At 73.9% G+C, this 21,476-nt stretch carries 18 protein-coding genes; 14 read left to right on the top strand and 4 right to left on the bottom strand.

Going from position 1 to position 21,476, the window contains the following annotated elements:
- Positions 1-40: 40 nt before the first annotated feature.
- Entirely contained in the window at positions 41-232 is a 192-nt protein-coding gene (gene rpmB / locus OG799_RS21280) for a 50S ribosomal protein L28 (RefSeq protein ID WP_091671657.1), read from the bottom strand.
- A gap of 231 nt (positions 233-463) precedes the next feature.
- Between rpmB and OG799_RS21275 the strand changes: the two genes are divergently transcribed.
- Positions 464-2,086, top strand: a complete 1,623-nt coding sequence (locus tag OG799_RS21275) for a DAK2 domain-containing protein (protein WP_406036902.1) — start codon at positions 464-466, stop codon at positions 2,084-2,086.
- Positions 2,086-4,284 carry an ATP-dependent DNA helicase RecG gene (recG, locus tag OG799_RS21270; protein WP_406036901.1) on the top strand — a complete coding sequence of 733 codons (2,199 nt, stop codon included), beginning with the start codon at positions 2,086-2,088 and terminating at the stop codon, positions 4,282-4,284. Before OG799_RS21275 ends, recG begins: the two co-directional genes overlap by 1 nt.
- 577 nt (positions 4,285-4,861) lie before the next feature.
- Here the strand turns inward: recG and OG799_RS21265 are convergent.
- The gene (locus tag OG799_RS21265; RefSeq protein ID WP_406036900.1) at positions 4,862-6,019 is read right to left on the bottom strand and encodes an LPXTG cell wall anchor domain-containing protein; all 1,158 of its coding nucleotides are present in this window, start codon (positions 6,017-6,019) and stop codon (positions 4,862-4,864) included.
- A gap of 319 nt (positions 6,020-6,338) precedes the next feature.
- Between OG799_RS21265 and rsmD the strand changes: the two genes are divergently transcribed.
- The 9 genes from rsmD to OG799_RS21220 all read left to right on the top strand — a co-directional run bounded on the left by rsmD (position 6,339) and on the right by OG799_RS21220 (position 14,051).
- The gene (rsmD, locus tag OG799_RS21260; RefSeq protein ID WP_406036899.1) at positions 6,339-6,902 is read left to right on the top strand and encodes a 16S rRNA (guanine(966)-N(2))-methyltransferase RsmD; all 564 of its coding nucleotides are present in this window, start codon (positions 6,339-6,341) and stop codon (positions 6,900-6,902) included.
- The gene (gene coaD / locus OG799_RS21255) at positions 6,899-7,387 is read left to right on the top strand and encodes a pantetheine-phosphate adenylyltransferase (protein ID WP_406036898.1); all 489 of its coding nucleotides are present in this window, start codon (positions 6,899-6,901) and stop codon (positions 7,385-7,387) included. The genes rsmD and coaD overlap by 4 nt, the downstream gene beginning before the upstream one ends.
- Positions 7,388-7,523: 136 nt before the next feature.
- Complete coding sequence (locus OG799_RS21250; RefSeq protein ID WP_406036897.1) at positions 7,524-8,021, top strand: hypothetical protein; 498 nt, start codon at positions 7,524-7,526, stop codon at positions 8,019-8,021.
- A gap of 109 nt (positions 8,022-8,130) precedes the next feature.
- Positions 8,131-8,694, top strand: coding sequence for a YceD family protein (locus OG799_RS21245; RefSeq protein WP_406036896.1), 564 nt, complete (start codon positions 8,131-8,133; stop codon positions 8,692-8,694).
- A 5-nt stretch (positions 8,695-8,699) separates the two neighbouring features.
- A complete protein-coding gene (gene rpmF, locus OG799_RS21240; RefSeq protein ID WP_088646032.1) occupies positions 8,700-8,873 on the top strand; it encodes a 50S ribosomal protein L32 in 174 nt (57 codons plus the stop codon).
- A gap of 132 nt (positions 8,874-9,005) precedes the next feature.
- Positions 9,006-9,956: a phosphate acyltransferase PlsX gene (locus OG799_RS21235; protein ID WP_406046362.1), complete on the top strand. Its 951-nt coding sequence runs from the start codon at positions 9,006-9,008 to the stop codon at positions 9,954-9,956.
- Positions 9,953-10,747, top strand: a complete 795-nt coding sequence (gene rnc, locus OG799_RS21230; protein ID WP_406036895.1) for a ribonuclease III — start codon at positions 9,953-9,955, stop codon at positions 10,745-10,747. Before OG799_RS21235 ends, rnc begins: the two co-directional genes overlap by 4 nt.
- A complete protein-coding gene (gene mutM / locus OG799_RS21225; RefSeq protein ID WP_406036894.1) occupies positions 10,740-11,597 on the top strand; it encodes a bifunctional DNA-formamidopyrimidine glycosylase/DNA-(apurinic or apyrimidinic site) lyase in 858 nt (285 codons plus the stop codon). The genes rnc and mutM overlap by 8 nt, the downstream gene beginning before the upstream one ends.
- 234 nt (positions 11,598-11,831) lie before the next feature.
- Entirely contained in the window at positions 11,832-14,051 is a 2,220-nt protein-coding gene (locus tag OG799_RS21220) for an MMPL family transporter (protein WP_406046361.1), read from the top strand.
- Positions 14,052-14,176: 125 nt separating this feature from the next.
- Here OG799_RS21220 and OG799_RS21215 read toward each other — a convergent pair whose 3' ends face one another.
- Entirely contained in the window at positions 14,177-15,046 is an 870-nt protein-coding gene (locus OG799_RS21215; RefSeq protein ID WP_406036893.1) for an endo alpha-1,4 polygalactosaminidase, read from the bottom strand.
- A gap of 140 nt (positions 15,047-15,186) precedes the next feature.
- A complete protein-coding gene (locus OG799_RS21210) occupies positions 15,187-16,317 on the bottom strand; it encodes a CAP domain-containing protein (protein ID WP_406036892.1) in 1,131 nt (376 codons plus the stop codon).
- A 373-nt stretch (positions 16,318-16,690) separates the two neighbouring features.
- On the opposite strand from OG799_RS21210, the gene OG799_RS21205 reads away from it, so the two are divergent.
- The 3 genes from OG799_RS21205 (at position 16,691) to OG799_RS21195 (ending at position 21,436) form a co-directional block, all read left to right on the top strand.
- A complete protein-coding gene (locus OG799_RS21205) occupies positions 16,691-16,885 on the top strand; it encodes a hypothetical protein (protein WP_406046360.1) in 195 nt (64 codons plus the stop codon).
- Positions 16,886-17,204: 319 nt separating this feature from the next.
- Positions 17,205-20,816 carry a chromosome segregation protein SMC gene (gene smc / locus OG799_RS21200; RefSeq protein WP_406036891.1) on the top strand — a complete coding sequence of 1,204 codons (3,612 nt, stop codon included), beginning with the start codon at positions 17,205-17,207 and terminating at the stop codon, positions 20,814-20,816.
- Positions 20,816-21,436: an HAD family hydrolase gene (locus tag OG799_RS21195; RefSeq protein ID WP_406036890.1), complete on the top strand. Its 621-nt coding sequence runs from the start codon at positions 20,816-20,818 to the stop codon at positions 21,434-21,436. Before smc ends, OG799_RS21195 begins: the two co-directional genes overlap by 1 nt.
- The last annotated feature ends 40 nt before the right edge of the window (positions 21,437-21,476 follow it).

The raw sequence follows: 21,476 nt of genomic DNA, 5'->3' as shown, positions 1-21,476 counted from the left end.
CCGGTGCTGGGTGGTTCAGGAAAGCTGGAGGCTTACCGCGTCAGGCGCGGGTGACCTTGCCGGCCTTGATGCACGAGGTGCAGACCTGCAACTTCTTGGTGTTGCCGCCACCGGCCGGGGTACGCACCGACTGGATGTTCGGGTTCCAGCGGCGGTTGGTCTTCTTCTTGGACCAGGGCACGTTGTGGCCGAAGCCCGGCCCCTTGCCACAGACGTCGCACACGCTAGCCACGGGATACTCCTGGGATTGATACGTTCATGAGGTCGCCGCCAGGCGCTGCCCGGGCAACCTGGTCAGGTTACCCGATGACCCGCCGGTCCGCCCAACCGGCCCGGTCGACCCCGGCACGGGCGCTGCCAGCGTACCGATGGGGACCGGCGACCGGGCAGCGACCCGGTGGACACGCCGGTCGGGGCTGGCCGACCCCGGCGTGTGTCGGTGCGCGCCAGTAGGCTTCCCGACGTGCTGGACACCCTCGACGCCGCCGCGGTACGCCGCTGGTGCGCGAGTGGGCTGGCCGCCCTCCAGCGGCACCAGGGCGAGATCGACGACCTCAACGTCTACCCGGTCCCGGACGGGGACACCGGCACCAACCTGGTGCTCACCCTCACCTCCGCGCAGCAGGCCCTCGCCATGGACCTCGACACCCTCCCCGAGGACGGGCACACCCCGCACGGGCACGCGCTGCGGCTGATGGCCCGGGGGGCGCTGCTCGGCGCCCGGGGCAATTCCGGGGTGATCCTGTCGCAGATCCTGCGCGGCTTCGCCGACGCGCTCGCCGCCGCCCCGGCGGTCCGCGGCCGCCAGCTCGCCGCCGCGCTGCGGGACGCCGCCACCGCCGCGTACGCCGCGGTCGCCCGGCCGGTCGAGGGCACCCTGCTCAGCGTGGTCGCCGCGGCGGCCCGCGCCGCCGAGCAGGCGGACAGCGACGACCTGCGCACCGTCGCCCGGGCGGCGGCCGGCGGGGCGGCCCGGGCGCTCGCCCACACGCCCGAGCAGCTGCCGGCGCTGGCCCGGGCCGGGGTGGTGGACGCCGGTGGGCGAGGGCTCTGCCTGCTGCTGGACGCGCTGGTCGAGGTCGTCACGGGGGAGAGCCCGCGGCACCCGGCGCCCGCCCCGGCCGCGGTGCACCCGCCGGCCACCGCCGTGCGTGAGACCGGCTCCGCGCAGTACGCGTACGAGGTGCAGTACCTGCTCGACGCCGGGGCGGAGGCGGTGGCGCGGCTGCGCACGGAGCTGGACGCGCTGGGCGACTCGCTGGTGATCGTCGGCGACGGCGGCCCGGGCGGCGGCACGTGGAACGTGCACGTGCACGTCAACGACGTCGGCGCGGCGATCGAGGCGGGGGTGGTCGCCGGCCGTCCGCACCGGATCTCGGTGACCCGCTTCGCCGACCAGGTGGCCCCGGCCCCGCCCCCGCCGGCCGTGCTGCCGGACGGCCGGGCCGCCGTGGTGGTGGCGACCGGCGCCGGCATCGCCGAGCTCTTCGGCGCCGGGGGCGCCACGGTCGTCCCGGCCAACCCGTCCACCGGCGAGCTGCTCGACGCCATCCGGGCCACCGGCGCGGCCCGGGTGGTGGTGCTGCCCAACGACCCCAACACCCAGACCGTGGCGAGCGCCGCCGCCCGCGAGGCGCACGGGCTGGGTGTCAAGGTGAGCGTGGTGCCCACCCGGTCCCCGGTGCAGGCGCTGGCCGCCCTCGCCGTGCGGGACCCGGCCCGACGGTTCGAGGACGACGTCATCGCCATGGCCGAGGCGGCCGGCGCCTGCCGGTACGCCGAGGTCTGTCACGCCAGCAGGGAGGCGCTGACCGTGGCCGGCCCGTGCCGCCCGGGTGACGTGCTGGCGCTGGTCGAGGGGGAGGTGCACCTGATCGGCTGCGACCTCCTCGACACCTGCACCGCCGTGGTCGACCGGATGCTCGGCGGCGGCGGTGAGCTGGTCACCCTGCTCTGCGGGGCGGACGCCCCGGAGGGGCTGGCCGACCGGGTGCGCGAGCACGTCGAGCGGACCTGGCCGTTCGTCGAGGTGCAGGCGTACGAGGGCGGGCAGCCGCACTATCCGCTCCTGCTGGGGGTCGAGTGATGCCGGAGCCGTCCACAGTCGACACGCCGCTGAAGAAGCTGGTCGGGGAGAAGACCGCGAAGGCCCTGGCGAGTCACCTCGACCTGCACACCGCCGGCGATCTGATCTACCACTTCCCCCGCCGGTACGACGAGCGCGGCGAGCACACGGACATCCGTTCGCTGGACGTGGGCGAGCAGGTGACCGTGCTGGCCCAGGTCCAGCGGACCGCCGTCCGGCCGATGCGGCAGCGGCGGGGCAACCTGCTGGAGGTGACCGTCGGCGACGGTTCCGGCGGGGTGCTCACCCTCACCTTCTTCGGCAACCAGGCCTGGCGGGAGCGGGAGCTGCGCCCGGGCCGGTGGGGGCTGTTCGCCGGCAAGGTCACCGAGTTCCGGGGCAAGCGGCAGCTCAACGGCCCGGAGTACGTGCTGCTCGGGGAGGGTGGCGACGGCGAGGCGGCGGCCAACGAGGAGGTCGAGGAGTTCGCCGGCGCGCTGATCCCGGTCTACCCGGCCGCCGCTGCGGTGCCGACCTGGGTGATCGCCCGCTGCGTGCGGGTGGTGCTGGACACGTTCACGCCGCCGGAGGATCCGCTCCCGGCCACCGTTCGGGCCGCCCGCAACCTGGTCGGCATCGACGCCGCCCTGCGGGAGATCCACCGGCCGTCGAGCAAGGAGGACCTGTACCGGGCCCGCCGGCGGCTGAAGTGGGACGAGGCGTTCGCCGTTCAGTTGACCCTGGTGCAGCGCAAGCACCGGGCGGCCGACTGGCCGGCGAAGTCCCGGCCGCCGCGGCCCGGCGGGCTGCTCGACGCGTTCGACGCCCGGCTGCCGTACGAGCTGACCCCCGGCCAGCGGGCCGTCGGCGCGGAGATCGCCACCGACCTGACCACCGCGCACCCGATGCACCGGCTGTTGCAGGGCGAGGTCGGCTCGGGCAAGACGGTGGTGGCGCTGCGGGCCATGCTCCAGGTCGTCGACGCCGGCGGTCAGGCGGCGCTGCTCGCCCCGACCGAGGTGCTCGCCGCCCAGCACCACCGGGGCATGCTGGAGCTGCTCGGCCCGCTCGCGCAGGCCGGTGAGCTGGGCGCCGCCGACGGCGCGACCCGGGTGGGGCTGGTCACCGGTTCGCTCGGTGCGGCGGCCCGGCGGCGGGCCCTGGCCGAGGTGGCCGAGGGCCGCGCCGGCATCGTGCTGGGCACCCACGCGCTGCTCTACGAGGGGGTCGACTTCGCCGACCTGGGTCTCGTGGTCGTCGACGAGCAGCACCGCTTCGGCGTGGAGCAGCGGGACGCGCTGCGCGCGAAGGCCGATCAGCCGCCGCACGTGCTGGTGATGACGGCCACCCCGATCCCGCGCACGGTCGCCATGACCGTCTACGGCGATCTGGAGATCTCCACCCTCTCCCAGCTCCCGCAGGGCCGGTCGCCGATCGCCTCGCACGTGGTGCCGGCGGCCGAGAAGCCGGCCTTCCTCGACCGGGCCTGGCGCCGCCTGCGCGAGGAGGTCGCCGCCGGCCACCAGGCGTACGTGGTCTGCCCGCGGATCGGTGACGGCCCCGCGTCGGAGGAGGAACCGCCGCGGGAGGACGACAACGGGCGGCGACCGCCACTCGCGGTGACCGAGGTGGCCCCGCTGCTCGCCGAGGGCCCGCTGCACGGGCTGCGGATCGGCGTGCTGCACGGGAAGCTCCCCGCCGACGAGAAGGACGCGGTGATGCGCTCCTTCGCCGACGGCGCGCTGGATGTGCTGGTCGCCACCACGGTGGTCGAGGTCGGGGTGAACGTGCCGAACGCCACCGTGATGATCGTGCTCGACGCGGACCGGTTCGGCGTCTCCCAGCTCCACCAGCTGCGCGGCCGGGTCGGTCGTGGTTCCGCCGCCGGGCTCTGCCTGCTGGTGAGCGAGGCGGTGGAGGGTTCCTCGGCCCGGGAGCGGCTGGACGCGGTCGCGTCCACCACGGACGGTTTCAAGCTCGCCGAGCTCGACCTGGAGCAGCGCCGGGAGGGCGACGTGCTGGGCGCGACCCAGTCCGGGCGCCGCTCCCACCTGCGGCTGCTCTCGCTGCTGCGGGACACCGGCCTGATCCGGGACGCCCGGGCCGAGGCGATCACCCTGGTCGAGGAGGACCCGGAGCTGGTACGGCATCCGGCGCTCGCCGCCTCGGTCGCCGCCCTGGTCGACGAGGAACGCGCGGAATACCTGGAGAAGGGCTGACGCCCAGCCCGCCGCCGCTCCCACCCGAATCGGCCCCGCGTGGCCCCGCTCGGCCCTGCTCGGCCCCCGCTTGGCCCCGCGAAGATCCACTCCCCAGCTCGGCGAGATGGCGCTGTCCCGGCTGCGGGGACACCGTCAGGTCGGCGACCAGGTCGTGCCGGGTGGAGGGCGGAGGTCGTGCGGGGTGGGCGGCTGAGGTCGTGCGGGTGGGCGGCGCACCGGGTGGGTGTGTCCTCCTGTGGAGCTGATGTCGTAAACGAATCAGGGCCTACCGCGCCGGTGATTCGTTTACGACATCAGCTCCATAGCGGGCGCGACCGTACCCCTTGCCCGGGAAGCGCGGCCGTGGTCGGCGGGCTGACCGGTCGGCTCGGTGGATCGCGGTGGCGCGGTGGTCCGGCGGGCACCGCTGCCGGCCGTGCCGCGCCACAGCCGGCAAGGCGGTCGACAGCATGGCGGCACGGCGGCCGACAGTGTGGCCGGCGGGGCGTTCGCGGGGCGAGCGGATGGCCCTGCCGGGGACAGCACGAGGGCGCGCCGACCGGTCGGTCGACGCGCCCTCGTCAGTTGCGGTGGATCAGGCGGTGAAGCGGACCCGGCGACGTCGCGCCACGACGAAGAGTACGGCGCCGGCTGCCAGCAGAGCGGCCGCGCCACCGGCGATCAGGCCGGCTGGCGCACCGGTCTTCGGCAGGGTCGGCCCACCGGCGCCGCCGCCCGCGGGCGGCGTGCCGGGGCTGGGGTTGGTGCACTCCGCCGGCTTCTTCCAGGCAATCGGCGAGGCGTCGTCCAGGCCTTCGGCCTCGGGGGTGACGGTCAGACCTTCGACGGCCTTGAACGTCGCGGTCCCGGTCTCACCCGGCTTCACGACCAGCGTCTGCGCGTCGCCCTTGTTCGGGGTGAGCGTGACGGTGACGGTCCTGCCGTCCTTCGGGTTCTCGACCTGGAAGATCAGCGCGTCGCAGGTCATCTGGATGCTGCCGGTCGGCTCACCCGGCTCGACGCAGTCCTTGGCCTCGGCGGGCTTGTCGTCGAAGAGGGGCTTCTCCTGACCCGACTCGGTGACCTTGATCCGGGCGGCGTTGCGGGCCGGGACCGTGATCGTGGTGTCCTTGCCGGGCTTGACGCTGGCGGTCTTCGTGAAGCCGTCGGTGCCGCTGACGGTGAACGAGGCGTCCCTGGTGGCCTTGGAGTCGTTCGCCAGTTTGACCGCGACGTCGCCGTCGCAGGCGGCGGCCACGGTGGCCGTCGGGTTGGCCTCGGCCGGCGCCGGGGTCACCACCTTGCCGCAGCGCTCGCTGAACTTGATGGACGCGCCGCTGTCGCTCTGCTCCTCCCACGTGTTGTCCCAGCGCGCCCGGAGGGTCAGCGAGGCCTCGGTGGCGTCGCCGGAGAGGCGGGCGGTGCCGACCACGGGCGCCGACACCTGGTGCGGGAAGACGTCGCCCTGGCTCACCCCGATGCCGGGGATGGTGAACGGGGTGGCCTTCCCGCCCAGGACGTGGGTGGCCTCGACCTTGGTGAACTGGTACCTGTTCACGCCGTAGGGGGCGAAGCTGTTGACGGTCCAGGTCGTGACCCACTCGCCGGCGGCGGTGTCGCACTCCGCGGTGACCTTGACCTCGCTGTGGTGCGCGCTGGCCGGGCTGGCCAGGGTCAGGGCGCCGGCGAGGCCGATCAGCGCGCTTGCGGTCACCGCCATGACATGGCGGTACGGGGATTTGAGACGGTTCACGCCTTCTCCTGACGGGCTGTGTCGGGGTGGTCCGGGAAGCGGAGCGATCGCCACCTGCCGTCCGGCGGGATTGGTTGCGGTGCCCCTCCCGGTGTTGCGGGCCCTAGCCGAGCGCGGGCACGCCGGGGGACTTTATCGATGAGTCGTGAATCCGGGACGACCTCGGAGCGAGTTAACGATGATGTTGCTCATTTGAGATCATTGATGGACGCTCCGTGTCGGGAAGGTCACGACACCCGCTCGCGGTCGTCCGTCATCGTTCGGTGGTTCGCCCCGACAGCCCGTCGCGTAGCGTCAGCAGCATGTGCAGGAGCAGACGGTGACCCGGATCGTGGCCGGGGCGCTCGGCGGCCGACGCATCGCCGCCCCGCCCGGCGCCGGTACCCGCCCCACCTCCGACCGGGTCCGGGAGGCCCTGTTCAGCGCGGTGCAGGCCGAGGTGGACCTGGTCGGGGCCCGCTTCGCCGACCTCTACGCGGGCTCCGGCGCGGTCGGGCTGGAGGCGCTGTCCCGCGGCGCCGAGCACGTGCTGCTGGTCGAGTCCGACCCCCGGGCCGCCCGGGTGGTCCGGGACAACGTCGCCGCGCTGCGGGCCGCCCCGGCCGCCCGCCTGGTCACCGGCAAGGTGGCCACCGTGCTCGCGGCCGGCCCCGACGGTGACCCGTACGACGTGGTCTTCGCCGACCCGCCCTACGCCGTACCGGACGAGGAGATCACCGCGATGCTGGCCGCGCTGGTCGACGGCGGCTGGCTGGCCGCGGACGCCCTGGTGGTGGTGGAGCGGTCCAGCCGCACCGGACCGGTCACCTGGGTGGAGGGCGTCACGCCCGAGCGCAGCCGCCGTTACGGCGAGACCACCCTTTGGTACGGTCGCCGATCATGAGACGTGCGGTCTGTCCCGGCTCGTTCGATCCGGTCACCAACGGACACCTCGACATCATCGGCCGGGCCAGCCGGCTCTTCGACGAGGTGATCGTCGGCGTGCTGGTGAACCAGTCGAAGAGCGGTCTGTTCACCGTCGAGGAGCGGATCGACATGCTCCGTGAGGTGACGGCCTCGTACGACAATGTGCGGGTCGAGTCGTTCCGCGGGCTGCTGGTGGACTTCTGCCGGGCCCAGCAGGCGAGTGTGCTGATCAAGGGCCTGCGGGCGGTCAGCGACTTCGACTACGAACTGCAGATGGCCCAGATGAACATCGGCCTGGCCGGCGTCGAGACGCTCTTCATGCCGACCAACCCGCTCTACTCGTTCCTTTCCTCCAGCCTGGTCAAGGACGTGGCCAAGTGGGGTGGGGACATCTCGTCGCACGTGCCGGACGTGGTCCGCGAGCAGCTGCGCGCCCGGCTGACGCCGCGGCAGCCGGGCTGACCCGGTCCGGCGCGACGCGCCGGGCCGGGGCGGATGGGCCACCTGTCGCCCGCGCACGACATCATTGGTGGAGCGGGAACCCGGCCGTAGCCCGCATCATGTAGGTCGGCCGAAGAACGACAGGAGTGAGGTACCGGTGGACCCGCTCGATCGCATCGACGAACTGATCGCCATGGTGGAGCAGGCCCGCTCCGTCCCGATGTCGCGCAACAACTGCATGGTCGACCGGGGCGAGATGATCGGCGTCCTGGACGAGCTGCGCGCCGAGCTCCCCGCGGACCTGCGCCGGGCCGCCGCGCTGCTGGAGGAGCGCGACAAGATCATGGAGGCCGGCAAGCGGGAGGCCGACCGGATCATCAGCGAGGGTGAGGCGGAACACGCCCGCCTGGTCTCGGTGAACGAGATCACGGTCTCCGCCGAGCACGAGGGCGCCCGGATCATCGCGGAGGCCCGCGCCGAGGCCCAGCGCCTCCGCGAGGAGGTGGACGACTACGTCGACACCGCGCTGGCCAACTTCGAGCAGTTCCTGACCCGGGCGCTGGCCTCGATAGAGCGCGGCCGGGACAAGATGCACGCGCTGCGGGAGATCGGCACCTTCGCTGGGGACGAGGCGGATCGCCCGCTACCCTTCTGAGCGGCACCTCACCAGCCGACAGGCAGGTCGGACGTCGCCCCCGGTTCGACGGTCGGGTGCTCGCCCAGGTAACCTTTTTTGTCGGCCTCTCACCGGCCGGAGTCTAACTATGCCCAAACACTCGCCTTCATCACTCAACCCCAGGTCGCCGCTGGTCCTCGACACGAGGGACCTGCCGCGTCGGCCTGGTGCGTTGCGTACGGTCAAGCGGGTCGTGCCGGCACCGGCGGACCTCGGCGTGGAGTTGATCGGCGTGCCGGAGGGTGCGGATCTCGACCTCGACCTGAGGTTGGAGTCGGTGTCCGAGGGCGTGCTCGTCTCCGGGACCATCAGTGGTCCCGTCAAGGGCGAGTGCGGCCGCTGCCTGCGCGAGATCGACGACTCGATGGTCGTGAACGTCCAGGAGCTGTACGCGTACGAGAACAGCACCACGGACACCACGACCGACGAGGACGAGGTGGGCCGGATGCAGGACGATCTGATCGACCTGGAGCCGGCGCTGCGGGACGCGGTGGTGCTCACACTGCCGACGAACCCGCTCTGCCGGGAGGACTGCCCAGGGTTGTGCCCCGAGTGTGGGGTGCACTGGGACGATCTGCCGGCCGACCACAGCCACCAGCAGATCGACCCGCGTTGGGCGGGCCTGTCGCAACTGACCAGTACAGAGGAGTAAGAACCGTGGCCGTCCCGAAGCGCAAGATGTCGCGCAGCAACACCCGGTCCCGCCGGGCGAACTGGAAGGCGGCCGTGGTCGCGACCGTGGCCTGCCCGCAGTGCAAGTCGCCGAAGCTGCCGCACGCCGCCTGCTCCGTCTGCGGCACCTACAACGGCCGCCAGGTTCTCGAGGTCTGACCTGGACGCCGAGTGACGCCCCCGACCACGGGTCGGGCGGCGCGCGCACCCTGGCAATTCCCCGGTGCCCCGGCTCCCGCCACCGCCGGCCGTGCAGCGGCCGGCGTTCCGGCGGAGCCGGGCACCGCGCGGATCGCCGTTGACCTCCTCGGCGGGGACGACGCTCCCGCCGTCGTGGTTGACGGCGCTCTGCGGGCCGTGCGTGCCGACCCTGACCTGCATCTGCTGCTCGTCGGTCCGACCGAGGTCGCCGACGGGCTGCTCGACGCCCTCGATCCGGCGCAGCGCGCCCGGATCACGGTCCGGCCGGTCCGGACCGCGGTCGGCATGGCCGACCATCCCACCGCCGCCCGCGAGCACGGCACCGTCCGCGCCGCCGTCCACGCGGTACGCGAGGGGCTCGCGGACGCGCTCGTCTCCGCCGGTTCGACCGGCGCCACCGTCACCGCCGCCGCGCTCGGCTTCGGGCGCTGGTCCGACGTCCGCCGGCCGGCCCTGGTGGCCACCCTGCCCGCGGTAGCCGGCCCGGTGGTCCTGCTGGACGTCGGCGGCTCCCTGGAGCCCCGCCCGGCCACCCTCGCCCGGCACGCCGTCCTCGGCGCGGCCTACGCCGCTGTCGCGCACGGCGTCGCCGAGCCCCGGGTCGGCCTGCTCTCGGTCGGCACCGAGGCGGGCAAGGGCGACCGGCTGCGCCGGGCCGCCGACCCCGCGCTGGCCACGGTGCCGCTGCCCTGCGGCGCCCGCTACGTCGGCCTGGTCGAGGGGTACGACGTCGCCCTCGGTGTGCGCGCCGACGTGGTGGTCACCGACGGGTTCACCGGTAACGTGCTGCTCAAGGCGATCGAGGGCGCGTACGCGATGGCCGGCGGTCCTCCCGCCAGCGGCGGCGCCCCCCGGGCGGCCGCGCTGCTCGGCGTGGCCGGCACGGTGGTCGTGTGCCACGGCGCGGCCCGGCCCGACGAGGTCGCCTCCGGCATCGCCCTGGCCGCCCACCTGTGGCGGCGTAACGCCACCGAACTGATCTGCGGCCTGCTCGACGGCATTCCGCAGGATTCCGCACACGGCAACGAGGTAGTGCAATGACCAACGACAGACGGCGGCGGGCTCCCATCGGTCACCTGGAGGCGGCCTTCGGGGTGTCGCTCGACCCGGAGCTGCTGGAGCGCGCGCTGACCCACCGCTCGTACGCGTACGAGAACGGCGGCCTGCCCACCAACGAGCGGCTGGAGTTCCTGGGCGACTCGGTGCTCGGCGTGGTGATCACCACGGCGCTCTTTCAGAACCACCCGGACCTGCCGGAGGGGCAGCTCGCCAAGTTGCGGGCCAGCGTGGTGAACATGCGCGCCCTCGCCGACGTGGCCCGGGGCCTGGGCCCGGACGGGCTCGGCGGGTACCTGCTGCTGGGCAAGGGCGAGGAGAGCACCGGCGGCCGGGACAAGGCGAGCATCCTGGCGGACACCCTGGAGGCGCTGCTCGGCGCGATCTACCTCCAGTACGGCCTGGACACGGCGGCGCTGGTGATCCACCGGCTGTTCGACCCGCTGATGGCCGAGTCGGCCGGCCGGGGCGCGGCCCTGGACTGGAAGACCAGCCTCCAGGAGCTGACGGCCGCGCTGGGGCTGGGCGTGCCGGAGTACCGGATCGAGGGCACCGGCCCGGACCACCTGAAGACCTTCACCGCCTGGGTGGTGGTGGCCGGCAACCGGTACGGCGGCGCGGAGGGCCGGAGCAAGAAGGAGGCCGAGCAGCGGGCCGCCGAATCGGCCTGGCGGATGCTGACCGAGCAGGCCGAGGCGGACGCGGCGGCGGCCGGGGACGGTGCGCCGGGCGATGCCGGGAGCGAGGCCGCCGAGGCGGGCGCCGGCCGTGCCTGAGCTGCCCGAGGTGGAGACGGTCCGGCAGGGGTTGGCCCAGTGGGTGACCGGCCGCCGGATCACCTCGGTGGAGGTGCGCCACCCGCGCGCGGTGCGCCGGCACATGCCCGGCGGCGGGCACTTCGCCGACGTGCTGGCCGGCCGGACGGTGACCGACGTCCGGCGCCGGGGCAAGTACCTGTGGCTGCCGCTGGACAGTGGCGACGCGCTGATCGGCCACCTCGGCATGTCCGGCCAGTTGCTCCTCCAGCCGGTCGGCGCGGCCGACGAGCTGCACCTGCGGGTGCGGTTCCGGTTCGCCGACGACGGCCCGGAGCTGCGCTTCGTCGACCAGCGCACGTTCGGCGGGCTGTCCGTGTCCGAGGGCGGTGCCGAGCTGCCCGCCGAGATCGCACACATCGCCCGGGACCCGATGGACCCGGAGTTCTCCGACGCCGGTTTCGTGGCGGCGCTGCGGCGGCGGCGGACCGAGGTGAAGCGGGCGCTGCTCGACCAGACCCTGATCTCCGGGGTCGGCAACATCTACGCCGACGAGGCGTTGTGGCGGGCGAAGCTGCACGGCGCCCGCCCGACCGACGCGCTGACCGGGCCGGCCGCGCTGCGGCTGCTCGGCCACGTCCGGGACGTGCTCGGTGAGGCGATCAAGCAGGGTGGCACCAGCTTCGACGAGCTGTACGTGAACGTGAACGGCGAGAGCGGCTACTTCGACCGGTCGCTGAACGCGTACGGCCGGGAGGGCGAGCCCTGCCCGCGGTGCGGGACGCCGATCCGGCGGGAGGCGTTCATGAACCGGTCGTCGTACAGCTGCCCGCGTTGCCAGCCCCGCCCCCGGGGTGCTCTCCGGGGTTGACCCGGAGCCGGCTCGGGGTTGCGCCGGTGTGCTTCGTCGGGCCGGTCCCGGCGCGTCCCCGGGTCCCGCCCTGAAAAGCCCCTTCTGTCCGGTTGGTTGACCCGCCCCGGCCCGGCCGGCCGGTGCTTGCCGGATGGGGGACGAGCCGGGGCCGTTCCCCGATGTCCGGGTCCTCTCCGCTGCCTAGCGTCAGCACGGTCGGTACAGGACCGACGCGTGGAGGGGGACCCGGAGATGGGCAGGCGACCGGTGACGGTGCGGTTGGCGAGGTGGAGTGCGGAGCATCCGTGGCGGGCCATCGCGCTGTGGGTGGTCTTCGTGGCGGTGTGCTTCGTCGGCGGCAACGCCGCCGGGCTGACCGAGGCCACCGACAAGGACATGGCGATCGGCGAGGCGGGACGGGCCCAGCTGATCGTCGACGGCGGGAACTTCGACGAGCCCGCGGTGGAGAACGTGCTGATCACGCCCCGCGCCGGGGCGCTCGACCAGACGGCGGCGAAGGCCGCGGCCGACGACGCGGCGGCACAGCTGCGCCAGGTCACCGGCGTCGCCTCGGTGGGTGCGCCGGTGCCGTCCCACGACGGCGGCGCGCTGCTGGTGCCGATCACCATGTCCGGCGACCCGAAGACCGCCTCGGACCGGGTGCAGCCGCTGCGCGACGAGACCGCGAAGGTCCAGCAGGCGCACCCGCAGCTGCGGATCGAGCAGGTCGGCGGACCGTCGATCAACAAGGCGCTGGACGACACCCTGGGCAAGGACTTCAAGCGGGCCGAACTGCTCAGCCTGCCGGTCACCCTGGCCATCCTGATCATCGCGTTCGGCGCGCTGATCGCCGCCGGCGTGCCGGTGCTGCTGGCGCTCTCCTCGGTGGCCGCGGCGATGGGGCTCTCCACCCTCGCCTCGCACCTGGTGCCGGCGACCGACACCACCTCCAGCGTGATCCTGCTGATCGGCATGGCCGTCGGCGTCGACTACTCGCTGTTCTACGTCCGGCGGGAACGGGAGGAACGCGCCAGGGGCCGCTCCGGCCTGGACGCGGTGGAGATCGCGGCGGAGACCTCCGGGCACGCCGTGGTGGTCTCCGGCTTCGCCGTGATCATCTCGATGGCCGGGCTGCTGCTCGCCAACGACGCGGTCTTCTCCTCGCTCGCCGTCGGCTCGATCCTGGTGGTCGCGGTCGCGGTGACCGGCTCGCTGACCGTGCTCCCGGCGCTGCTGGCCAAGCTCGGCCGCTGGGTGGACCGGCCGCGGGTGCCGCTGCTGTGGCGGCTCACCGCGCCGCGTACCGGGCGGCACGGGGAGCGGTCGACGCCCCGCCTCTGGTCGGCGGTGCTGCGCCCGGCGCTGCGGGCGCCGGTGGCCACCCTGGTCGTCTCGGTGGGGCTGCTGCTCGCCCTGGCCGCGCCGGCGCTGGGCATGAAGCTGAAGTTCCCCGGCATGGAGGACCTGCCCCGGACCACGCCGGCCATGCAGGCGTACGACCGGCTCACCACCGCCTTCCCGAGCAACGGCACCAGCCACACGGTGGCGGTGCGGGCGCCGGCCGGGCAGGCCGACCAGGTCCGGGCGGCGCTGACCGATCTGGCCGGGCGGGCCGCCGCCGACCCGCTCTTCGCGCCGGCCGAGGGGGACGGCCCGAAGATCAAGGTGTCGGCGGACCGGCGGGTGTCGGTGCTGGAGGTGGCCACACCGTACGCCAGCCGCACCGACGAGGCGGCCCGGTCGCTGCACGAGCTCCGCGACGACCTGGCGCCGACCGCGCTGCGCGGCATCCCCGGCATCGAGTACGCGATCGGCGGCGGGGTCGCCGACAGCGAGGACTACGCCGCGCACATCCAGGGCAAGCTGCCCCTGGTGATGGCCTTCGTGCTGGCGTTGACCTTCCTGGTGATGGCCTGGACGTTCCGGTCGGTGGTGGTGGCGCTCACCTCCATCGTCCTCAACCTGCTCTCCGCCGGGGCCGCGTACGGGCTGCTGGTCCTGGTGTTCCAGGGTGACTGGGCGGAGGGGCTGCTCGGCTTCACCTCGATGGGGGCGATCGTCTCCTGGCTGCCGCTCTTCCTCTTCGTGGTGCTCTTCGGCCTCTCGATGGACTACCACGTCTTCGTGGTCAGCCGGATCCGCGAGGGCGTCCGCGGCGGCATGTCGAACCGCGACGCGGTGGCGTACGGGATCAGCTCGTCGGCGGGTGTGGTGACCAGCGCCGCGGTCGTGATGGTCGGTGTCTTCGCGATCTTCGCCTCGCTCAGCACGATCGACATGAAGCAGCTCGGCATCGGCCTGGCCGCGGCGATCCTGCTGGACGCCACGATCATCCGGGCGGTGGTGCTGCCGGCTCTGATGACCCTGCTCGGCGACGCGAACTGGTGGGCGCCGCGTTTCCTGCGGGCCCGGGCGGCGACCCCGCCGGCCGACCCGCCCACCCCGGCGCCGGAGCTGGTCGGCGCCCGCTGAGGGTGACGCGCGGAGGGGCCCCGGTCACCGGGGCCCCCTCGTCACGTCCCGGTCCCGCCCGAGGCGGCCGGGGCCGCCGCCGGCTGACCACCAACCGTCACCGGTGCCGCCACCGCCCGGCCGGGTCAGGGCAGCGGGCAGGTCTCCCGCCAGGCGTCGAGGGCGCGGTCCTTGCGGATGGAGGCGAACCCGTACCCGACGGTGGTCACGCAGAACCGGGTCGGGCTGCCGGCGTACTCGACGTGGAAGACCGGCTTGTGGGCGTCGGCGAACGGCAGCAGCTTGGCGCACTCCCCGAGCCGGACGCACTCCTCGTTGACCGCGAAGTCGAAGTCGGGCGCCAGCGCGGCGACCTGCGGCATGTCGTTGACCAGGCCGGGGGAGAGGTCGAGGGACCTGGCGAGCGTGGCCAGCCGTCGGTTGAACAGCAACTGGTCGTCGAAGGCGAGCGGGAAACCGGGCCGGTGCAGGTAGCCGTCGGCGTCGGCGAGCGCCACCGCCCCGAAGCCCTTGCCCCGGCACAGCCGGAACCGGTCGGCGAGCACCGGCTCCAGCGCGTCCCACTGCCGTACGTCCAGCCACCGGCTGCCCGGCCGGCCGGCCACGGCGGCGCCGCGGACGGCCGCCGGGAAGCGGCTGGCGTCCGGGTCCGCGCCGGCGTACGTGCCGACCTGGACCTGGCAGATCAGCCGGCGGTCCCGGGCGCGCAGCGCCTGCGTCTCGGTCGAGGTGGTGCGCACCGGGTCGAGCAGGAAGACGTCCGCCTCGACGGTGACGTCGAGCGGACCACTGAGCTGCCACTGCCACTGCCACCGCCGGGCCGACTCGGTCGGCCAGGGGGTGGGTGCACCGGGCGGCACCAGTTCGGCGCGACAGCCGGGCAGCGGGGCGAGCAGCAGCAGCGGGACGAGCGCCGACAGGGTGCGGCGCAGTCCGCGCCGCAGGGCGCGCGCTGGCCGGACCCACGTCGCCGGCCAGGCCGACCGGATCCGCATCGGCAGCTCCCGGGTCGCGGGCGGCACCCCGCCGCCCCTGCCGGTACGCCGGGTTGCCCCCGGCGTACCTCGGCACGCCGACGTTGGCCCCGGCGTACCTCACCCGGTCAAACGAGCACGGACCCGGTCACGACTCGCGGTCAGCGCGGGGTGCCGAAGTCCTGCGTCCAGTACGGCCCGTTGCTCCGCGCCACACCGACGCCGATCTCGGTGAAGGAGCAGTTCAGGATGTTGGCCCGGTGCCCCGGGCTGTTCATCCAGGCGTCCATGACGGCGGCCGGCGTCTGCTGGTTCCAGGCGACGTTCTCGCCGTACGCCCGCCAGGCGTAGCCGACCCGGTCGAGCCGGTCGCCGACGTCGCTGCCGTCGCTGCCGTCGTGCGACATGGTCTTGTGGTCGGCCTGGTCCTGGCTGTGCGCCTGGGCGGCCTTCATCAGCTTGTCGTCGATGCTGAGCGCCTTGCAGCCGGCCTTGGCCCGTTCCTGGTTGACCAGGTCCACCACCTGCTGGAGCTCGGCGGTGATCCGGCCGGTCGAGGTGGCGGTGGTGCGGCTCGGCGCGGCGGCGCGGTCGAGCTGTCGGGACGGGGCGGTGGTGCGTTTCGGCGTGGCGGTCCGGCTGGCCGACGGGCTGGGCCGGGCGGTGCTCGGCTTGACCGTGGGGGAGGCCGGGGCGAGCGCGTCACCGGGGGCGGCGTCGGTGCCCGGCACGGCGGGGGCGGCGGCCACGGTGTCGTCGACGGCCGTCGGGTCGGTCCGCTGGTCGCCGCCCGGCAGCAGCAGGGCACCCACTCCCAGGCTCACCACCAGGGTCGCCGCGGCGGCGGCCCCACCGATCAGGAGCGGGCGGGGGAAACGCCGGGCCTGCCGGTGTCGTCCCGCGGCGGGGCCGTCGGGGTCCGTGTCCGGGGCGGCCCGGAACGCGGTCAGGTCGGCCGGGGCCGTCCCGTCGAGCCAGGGGTGGCCACCCGGGTGGTGGCCGGCCGGCTCGAACGGGGCGACCCGCGGCAGCTCGCCCGTGCGGTCGGCGGGGAGGGGGTCCGGCCGCTCGAACGGCGCGACCGGGAAGGGGAGTTCACCGGTCTGGTCGGCCTGCCACCGCTGGGTGGGGTGCTCCCGCCAGGCGTTGCCGGGCTCGGCCGGCTCGTCCCCGAAGAGGTACGACGACCGCGGCTCCGGCCGGTCGGTGAGCCACGCCGGGGGGTGGTCGGTCGGCGGCTCGGGACGCCGGTGAGCGTCGTCCGGGTCGGTCGGGTCGGTCCAGCGGTACACGCCTGTCGCCTCCACGGGGTCGGTTGCGGGCCGGGCTGACCGTACGGGCGGGCCACGAGCTGCGGCAACGTGGCTAAGAAAGAGTTAAGGGGAAGCGGACACCAGGGCGGAGGCGTTCCCACAATCCCGGCGTACAGTTAAGTGGTCCGGACAGAGCGTGTCCGCGCCTTGTGGCAGCCCCCCGACAAGTGGACAGGTTGACGTGGAGATGATCTACGGCCTGCGAGAACTTGACGAAGGAGGGGTTTTCGGCTCAATATGTAGGTGTCGCCAGTCGCGCCCGGTCATGCCCACTTATCGGTGGGATGACAGCCGCGAACACCAGGGGCGCGCGTTGGCCGGCCTTTCCGGCAGCGCATATCAAGGAGTCAGCATGGCGAAGGCCCTCTACGGCCACGTAGGTGCAGCGCCCGATCGGCGCCTGCTCGACGAGGTCACCCAACTGCGTGCCAGGGTTCAGGCACTGGAGTTCGAGATCACGCGTCTGCGCGCCGAGAACGATCGGCTTGCGGCGGCTGCGGCGGAGGCGGACGACCTCCTCCGACTGGCCGAACCCGCGCTGACCTGATCTCCGGTTGTCGGAAAACTGAATCGCACCACGCAAAAACGCGCGCCGACACTCCAGTGCCGGCGCGCAGTTCTGTCCGCACCCATTTCCGCGCCGCTTTCTCGATCTTGTGAATGGCCGAGGAATGCGCGACCGGGGCGTGGAACGCGAATAGCGATCTTGTAATTCTCGCCACCGGCGGACACCCCTGCCGGATCGGCGCGTGACCGGCCTGGGTGGGTCGCGTACCCGGGTGCCCCGGCCCCCGGGTTAGTCTGCGGGTTCACCAGGTCCGCGCAGCCGGCGACGGTACGGCGGCCACCGGACGAGGATCGAGAAGGTGCATCTCAAGAGCCTGACGGTGAAGGGCTTCAAGTCCTTCGCCTCCGCGACGACGCTGAAGCTGGAGCCCGGGATCACCTGCGTGGTGGGCCCGAACGGCTCCGGCAAGTCCAACGTCGTCGACGCCATCGCCTGGGTGCTCGGCGAGCAGGGCGCCAAGGCGCTGCGCGGCGGCAAGATGGAGGACGTCATCTTCGCCGGCACCGCCGGCCGGGCGCCGCTGGGCCGGGCCGAGGTCACCCTCACCATCGACAACACCGACGGCGCGCTGCCGATCGAGTACAGCGAGGTCTCCATCACCCGCCGGATGTTCCGCTCCGGCGAGAGCGAGTACGAGATCAACGGCGACTCCTGCCGGCTGCTGGACATTCAGGAGCTGCTGTCGGACTCCGGCATCGGCCGGGAGATGCACATCATCGTCGGGCAGGGCCGGCTCGACGGCATGCTGCACGCCAAGCCGGAGGACCGGCGGGCGTTCATCGAGGAGGCGGCCGGCGTCCTCAAGCACCGCAAGCGCAAGGAGAAGGCGCTGCGGAAGCTCGACGCGATGCAGACCAACCTCAACCGCCTCACCGACCTCACCGCCGAGCTGCGCCGCCAGCTCAAGCCGCTGGGCCGGCAGGCCGAGGTGGCCCGCCGCGCCGCCGCCATCCAGGCCAACCTGCGCGACGCCCGGCTGCGGTTGCTCGCCGACGACCTCGCCACCCTGCGCACCACGCTGGACCGGGAGATCGCCGACGAGACGGCGGTGCGCGAGCGGCGCGAGCGGATCGAGGCGGAGCACACCGAGGTGCAGGCCCGGCTCGGCGAGCTGGAGGCCGCCCTCGCCGAGGACGCGCCGCTGCTCGCCGCCGCCCAGGACACCTGGTACAAGCTCTCCGCCCTGCAGGAACGGTTCCGCTCCATCGAGCAGCTCGCCCGGGAACGGCTGCGTCACCTCAGCGCCACCGGCGACGACGAGCGTCCCGGCCGCGACCCGGACCAGTTGGAGGCCGAGTCGCAGCGGGTCCGCGAGCAGGAGGAGGAGCTGCGCGCGGCGCTCACCGACGACCAGATCCGGCTCGCCGAGGCCGTCGAACACCGGCAGGAGCTGGAACGGCAGCTCGCCGCGGCCGAACGCGAGCTGGTCACCGCCGCCAAGGCCATCGCCGACCGGCGGGAGGGGCTGGCCCGGCTCACCGGTCAGGTGAACTCGGCCCGGGCGCGGACCACCAGCGCCGGCGAGGAGATCGAACGGCTCGCCGCCGCGCACGCCGACGCCCTGTCCCGCGCCGAGAAGGCCCAGGCCGAGCTGGACGCCGTGGAGGAGGTGTCCACCGAGGCGGACCGGGACAACGCCGACCTGGACGCCCGGCACGCCGAGGCGGTGGCCGTCCACGAGCAGGCGCAGGCCGGCGTCCGCTCCCTCGCCGACGCCGAACGCGCCGCGGAGAAGGACGCCGCCACCTGGAAGGCCCGTGAGGAGGCGCTCGCCCTCGGCCTGCGCCGCAAGGACGGCGCGGGCGCGCTGCTGGCCCGCGCCGACCAGGTGCCCGGCCTGCTCGGCAGCCTGGCCGGGCTGCTCACCGTCACCCCGGGCCACGAGGCGGCCCTCGCGGCCGCGCTCGGCGGGCTTGCCGACGCGGTTGCGGTCAGCGGAGTGGACGAGGCCGTCGAGGCGATGCGGCTGTTGAAGATCTCCGACGCCGGGCGGGCCGGACTGCTGGTCGGCAGCCCCGCCGGGCCGGGGATGGCCGGGCCGGCCGACGCGCTGCGCCCCAAGCTGCCCGAGCACGCCCACTGGGCGCCCGACCTGGTGGAGTGCGCCGCCGAGATCCGTCCGGCCGTGCACCGGGCGCTGCGCGACGTGGTGCTGGTCGACGACCTCGCCGCCGCGGCCGAGCTGGTCGCCGGCAACCCGGAGCTGCGCGCGGTCACCACGGACGGCGACGTGGTCGGGGCGTACGCGGCGGCCGGCGGGTCGGCCAAGGCGACCAGCTACATCGAGGTGCAGGCCGCCGTCGAGGAGGCCCGGGCCAACCGGCTCACCGCCGAGCGGACCAGCGCCGAGCTGCGGGAGCAGCTCGTCGACGCGCGCGCCGAGGTGGCCGCCGCGAAGGAGGCCGTCCAGCACGCCGCCGCCGTCAAGCGGGAGGCGGAGAGCCACCGCAACGCCGCCGCCCGGCGCCTCGCCGAGCTGGGCGCCGCCGCCCGCTCGGCGAAGGCCGAGACGGACCGGCTGGGCGAGTCCCGGGCCCGCGCCGAGGCGGCCCGGGAGCGGGACCTGCTGGCCCTGGCCGAGCTGGAGGAGCGGCTGCGGCTGGCCGAGGACACCCCGCTCGACGCCGAACCGTCCACCGAGGAACGCGACCAGCTCGCCGCAATGGTGCCGCAGGCCCGGCAGAACGAGATGGAGGTCCGGCTCGCGGTGCGTACCGCCGAGGAGCGGGTCTCCTCGATCGCCGGGCGGGCCGACTCCCTGGCGCGGCAGGCCACCGCCGAGCGGGCCGCGCGGGAACGCGCGGCGGCCCGGCGGGCGGCCCGCACCCGGGGCGCGGCGATCGCCCGCGCCGTGGTCGGCGGCGCCCGCGAGGCGCTGACCCGGCTCACCGAGTCCATCGCCCGGGCCGAGGAGCACCGCGACGCCGTGGCTCGCGAGCGCGCCGCCCGCGAGGCGGAGCTCCAGGAGGTACGCGGCGCGGCCAAGCGGCTCGGCGCGGAGCTGGAACGGCTGACCAGCCAGGTGCACCGGGACGAGGTGGCCCGCGCCGAGCAGCGGCTGCGCATCGAGCAGTTGGAGGCCAAGGCCGCCGAGGACTTCGGCCTGGACGTGGAGACGCTGGTCGCCGAGTACGGCCCGGCCCAGCTCGTCCCGCCCACCCAGGTGGACGTCGCGGCGGCCGAGCGGGACGGCCTGCCGGTGCCCGAGCCGGTCCGGTACGAGCGCCCGGTGCAGGAGAAGCGGGCCGCCAAGGCGGAACGGGAGCTGGCCCTGCTCGGCAAGGTCAACCCGCTCGCGCTGGAGGAGTTCGCCGCGCTGGAAGAGCGCTACAAGTTCCTCTCCGAGCAGTTGGAGGACCTCAAGGCCACCCGGCGCGACCTGCTCACCGTGGTCAAGGACGTCGACGACCGGATCCTGGAGGTCTTCGCCAGCGCGTTCGCCGACACCGCCCGGGAGTTCGAGCAGGTCTTCACCGTGCTCTTCCCCGGTGGCGAGGGCCGGCTGATCCTCACCGACCCGGAGGACCTGCTCGCCACCGGCGTGGAGGTGGAGGCCCGGCCGCCGGGCAAGAAGATCAAGCGGCTGTCGCTGCTCTCCGGCGGCGAGCGGTCGCTGACCGCGGTGGCGATGTTGGTGGCGATCTTCCGCGCGCGGCCCAGCCCGTTCTACATCATGGACGAGGTGGAGGCGGCGCTCGACGACGTGAACCTGGGCCGCCTGATCACGCTGCTGGCCCAGCTGCGGGAGAAGAGCCAGCTGATCGTGATCACCCACCAGAAGCGGACCATGGAGATCGCCGACGCGCTCTACGGCGTGACCATGCGCAGCGGCGTCACCCAGGTGATCAGCCAACGGCTCAACCGGGCCGAGGACGACGAGCGGCCTGGCCGCGGCGAGGAGAACGACTAGTGGCTCGGGAACGCGCGACGGCGCTCCTGGTGGACTTCGACGGCGTGCTGCGTCACTGGGACCCGGCGGTGGCCGCCGGCGTGGAGCGGGAGTACGGCCTCTCCGAGGGCGTGCTCGGCGAGATCGCCATGCAGTGGGGGCGGCTCCAGCCGGTGCTGACCGGTCGGGTCAGTCACGCCGAGTGGGTGTCCAGCGTGGCCGACGCGCTGGCCGGGTCGGTGGGCGGGCCGGAGCGGGCCCGCGCCGCCGTCGAGGAGTGGCAGCGCTACCGGGGCGAGGTCGACGCGGACGTGCTGGCGTTCGTCCGTGAGGTCCGGGCGGCCGGCGTCCGGGTGGGCCTGGGCACCAACGCGACCGACCTGCTCGACGCCGACCTGGCCGCGCTCGGACTTACCGACGACTTCGACGTGGTGGTGAACTCCTCGGTCATCGGGGTGCACAAGCCGGCGAAGGAGTACTTCCAGGCCGCCTGCGAGGCGCTGGAGACCCCGCCGGCGCGGGTGCTCTTCGTCGACGACGAGGACTGGGCGGTCCGGGGCGCCCGTGCCGCCGGCCTCTCCGCGCACCGCTGGGGCGGCGCCACCGACCTTCGCTACCTGCGGGCGGCGCTGGCGTACTGAGGCCGTCGCGGCGCGTCGCGGTGCCCGGGAGACCGCGACC

Source organism: Micromonospora sp. NBC_00898, from assembly GCF_045207895.1.
GTDB lineage: Bacteria > Actinomycetota > Actinomycetes > Mycobacteriales > Micromonosporaceae > Micromonospora.
This window is presented reverse-complemented; position numbering and strand designations above follow the sequence as displayed.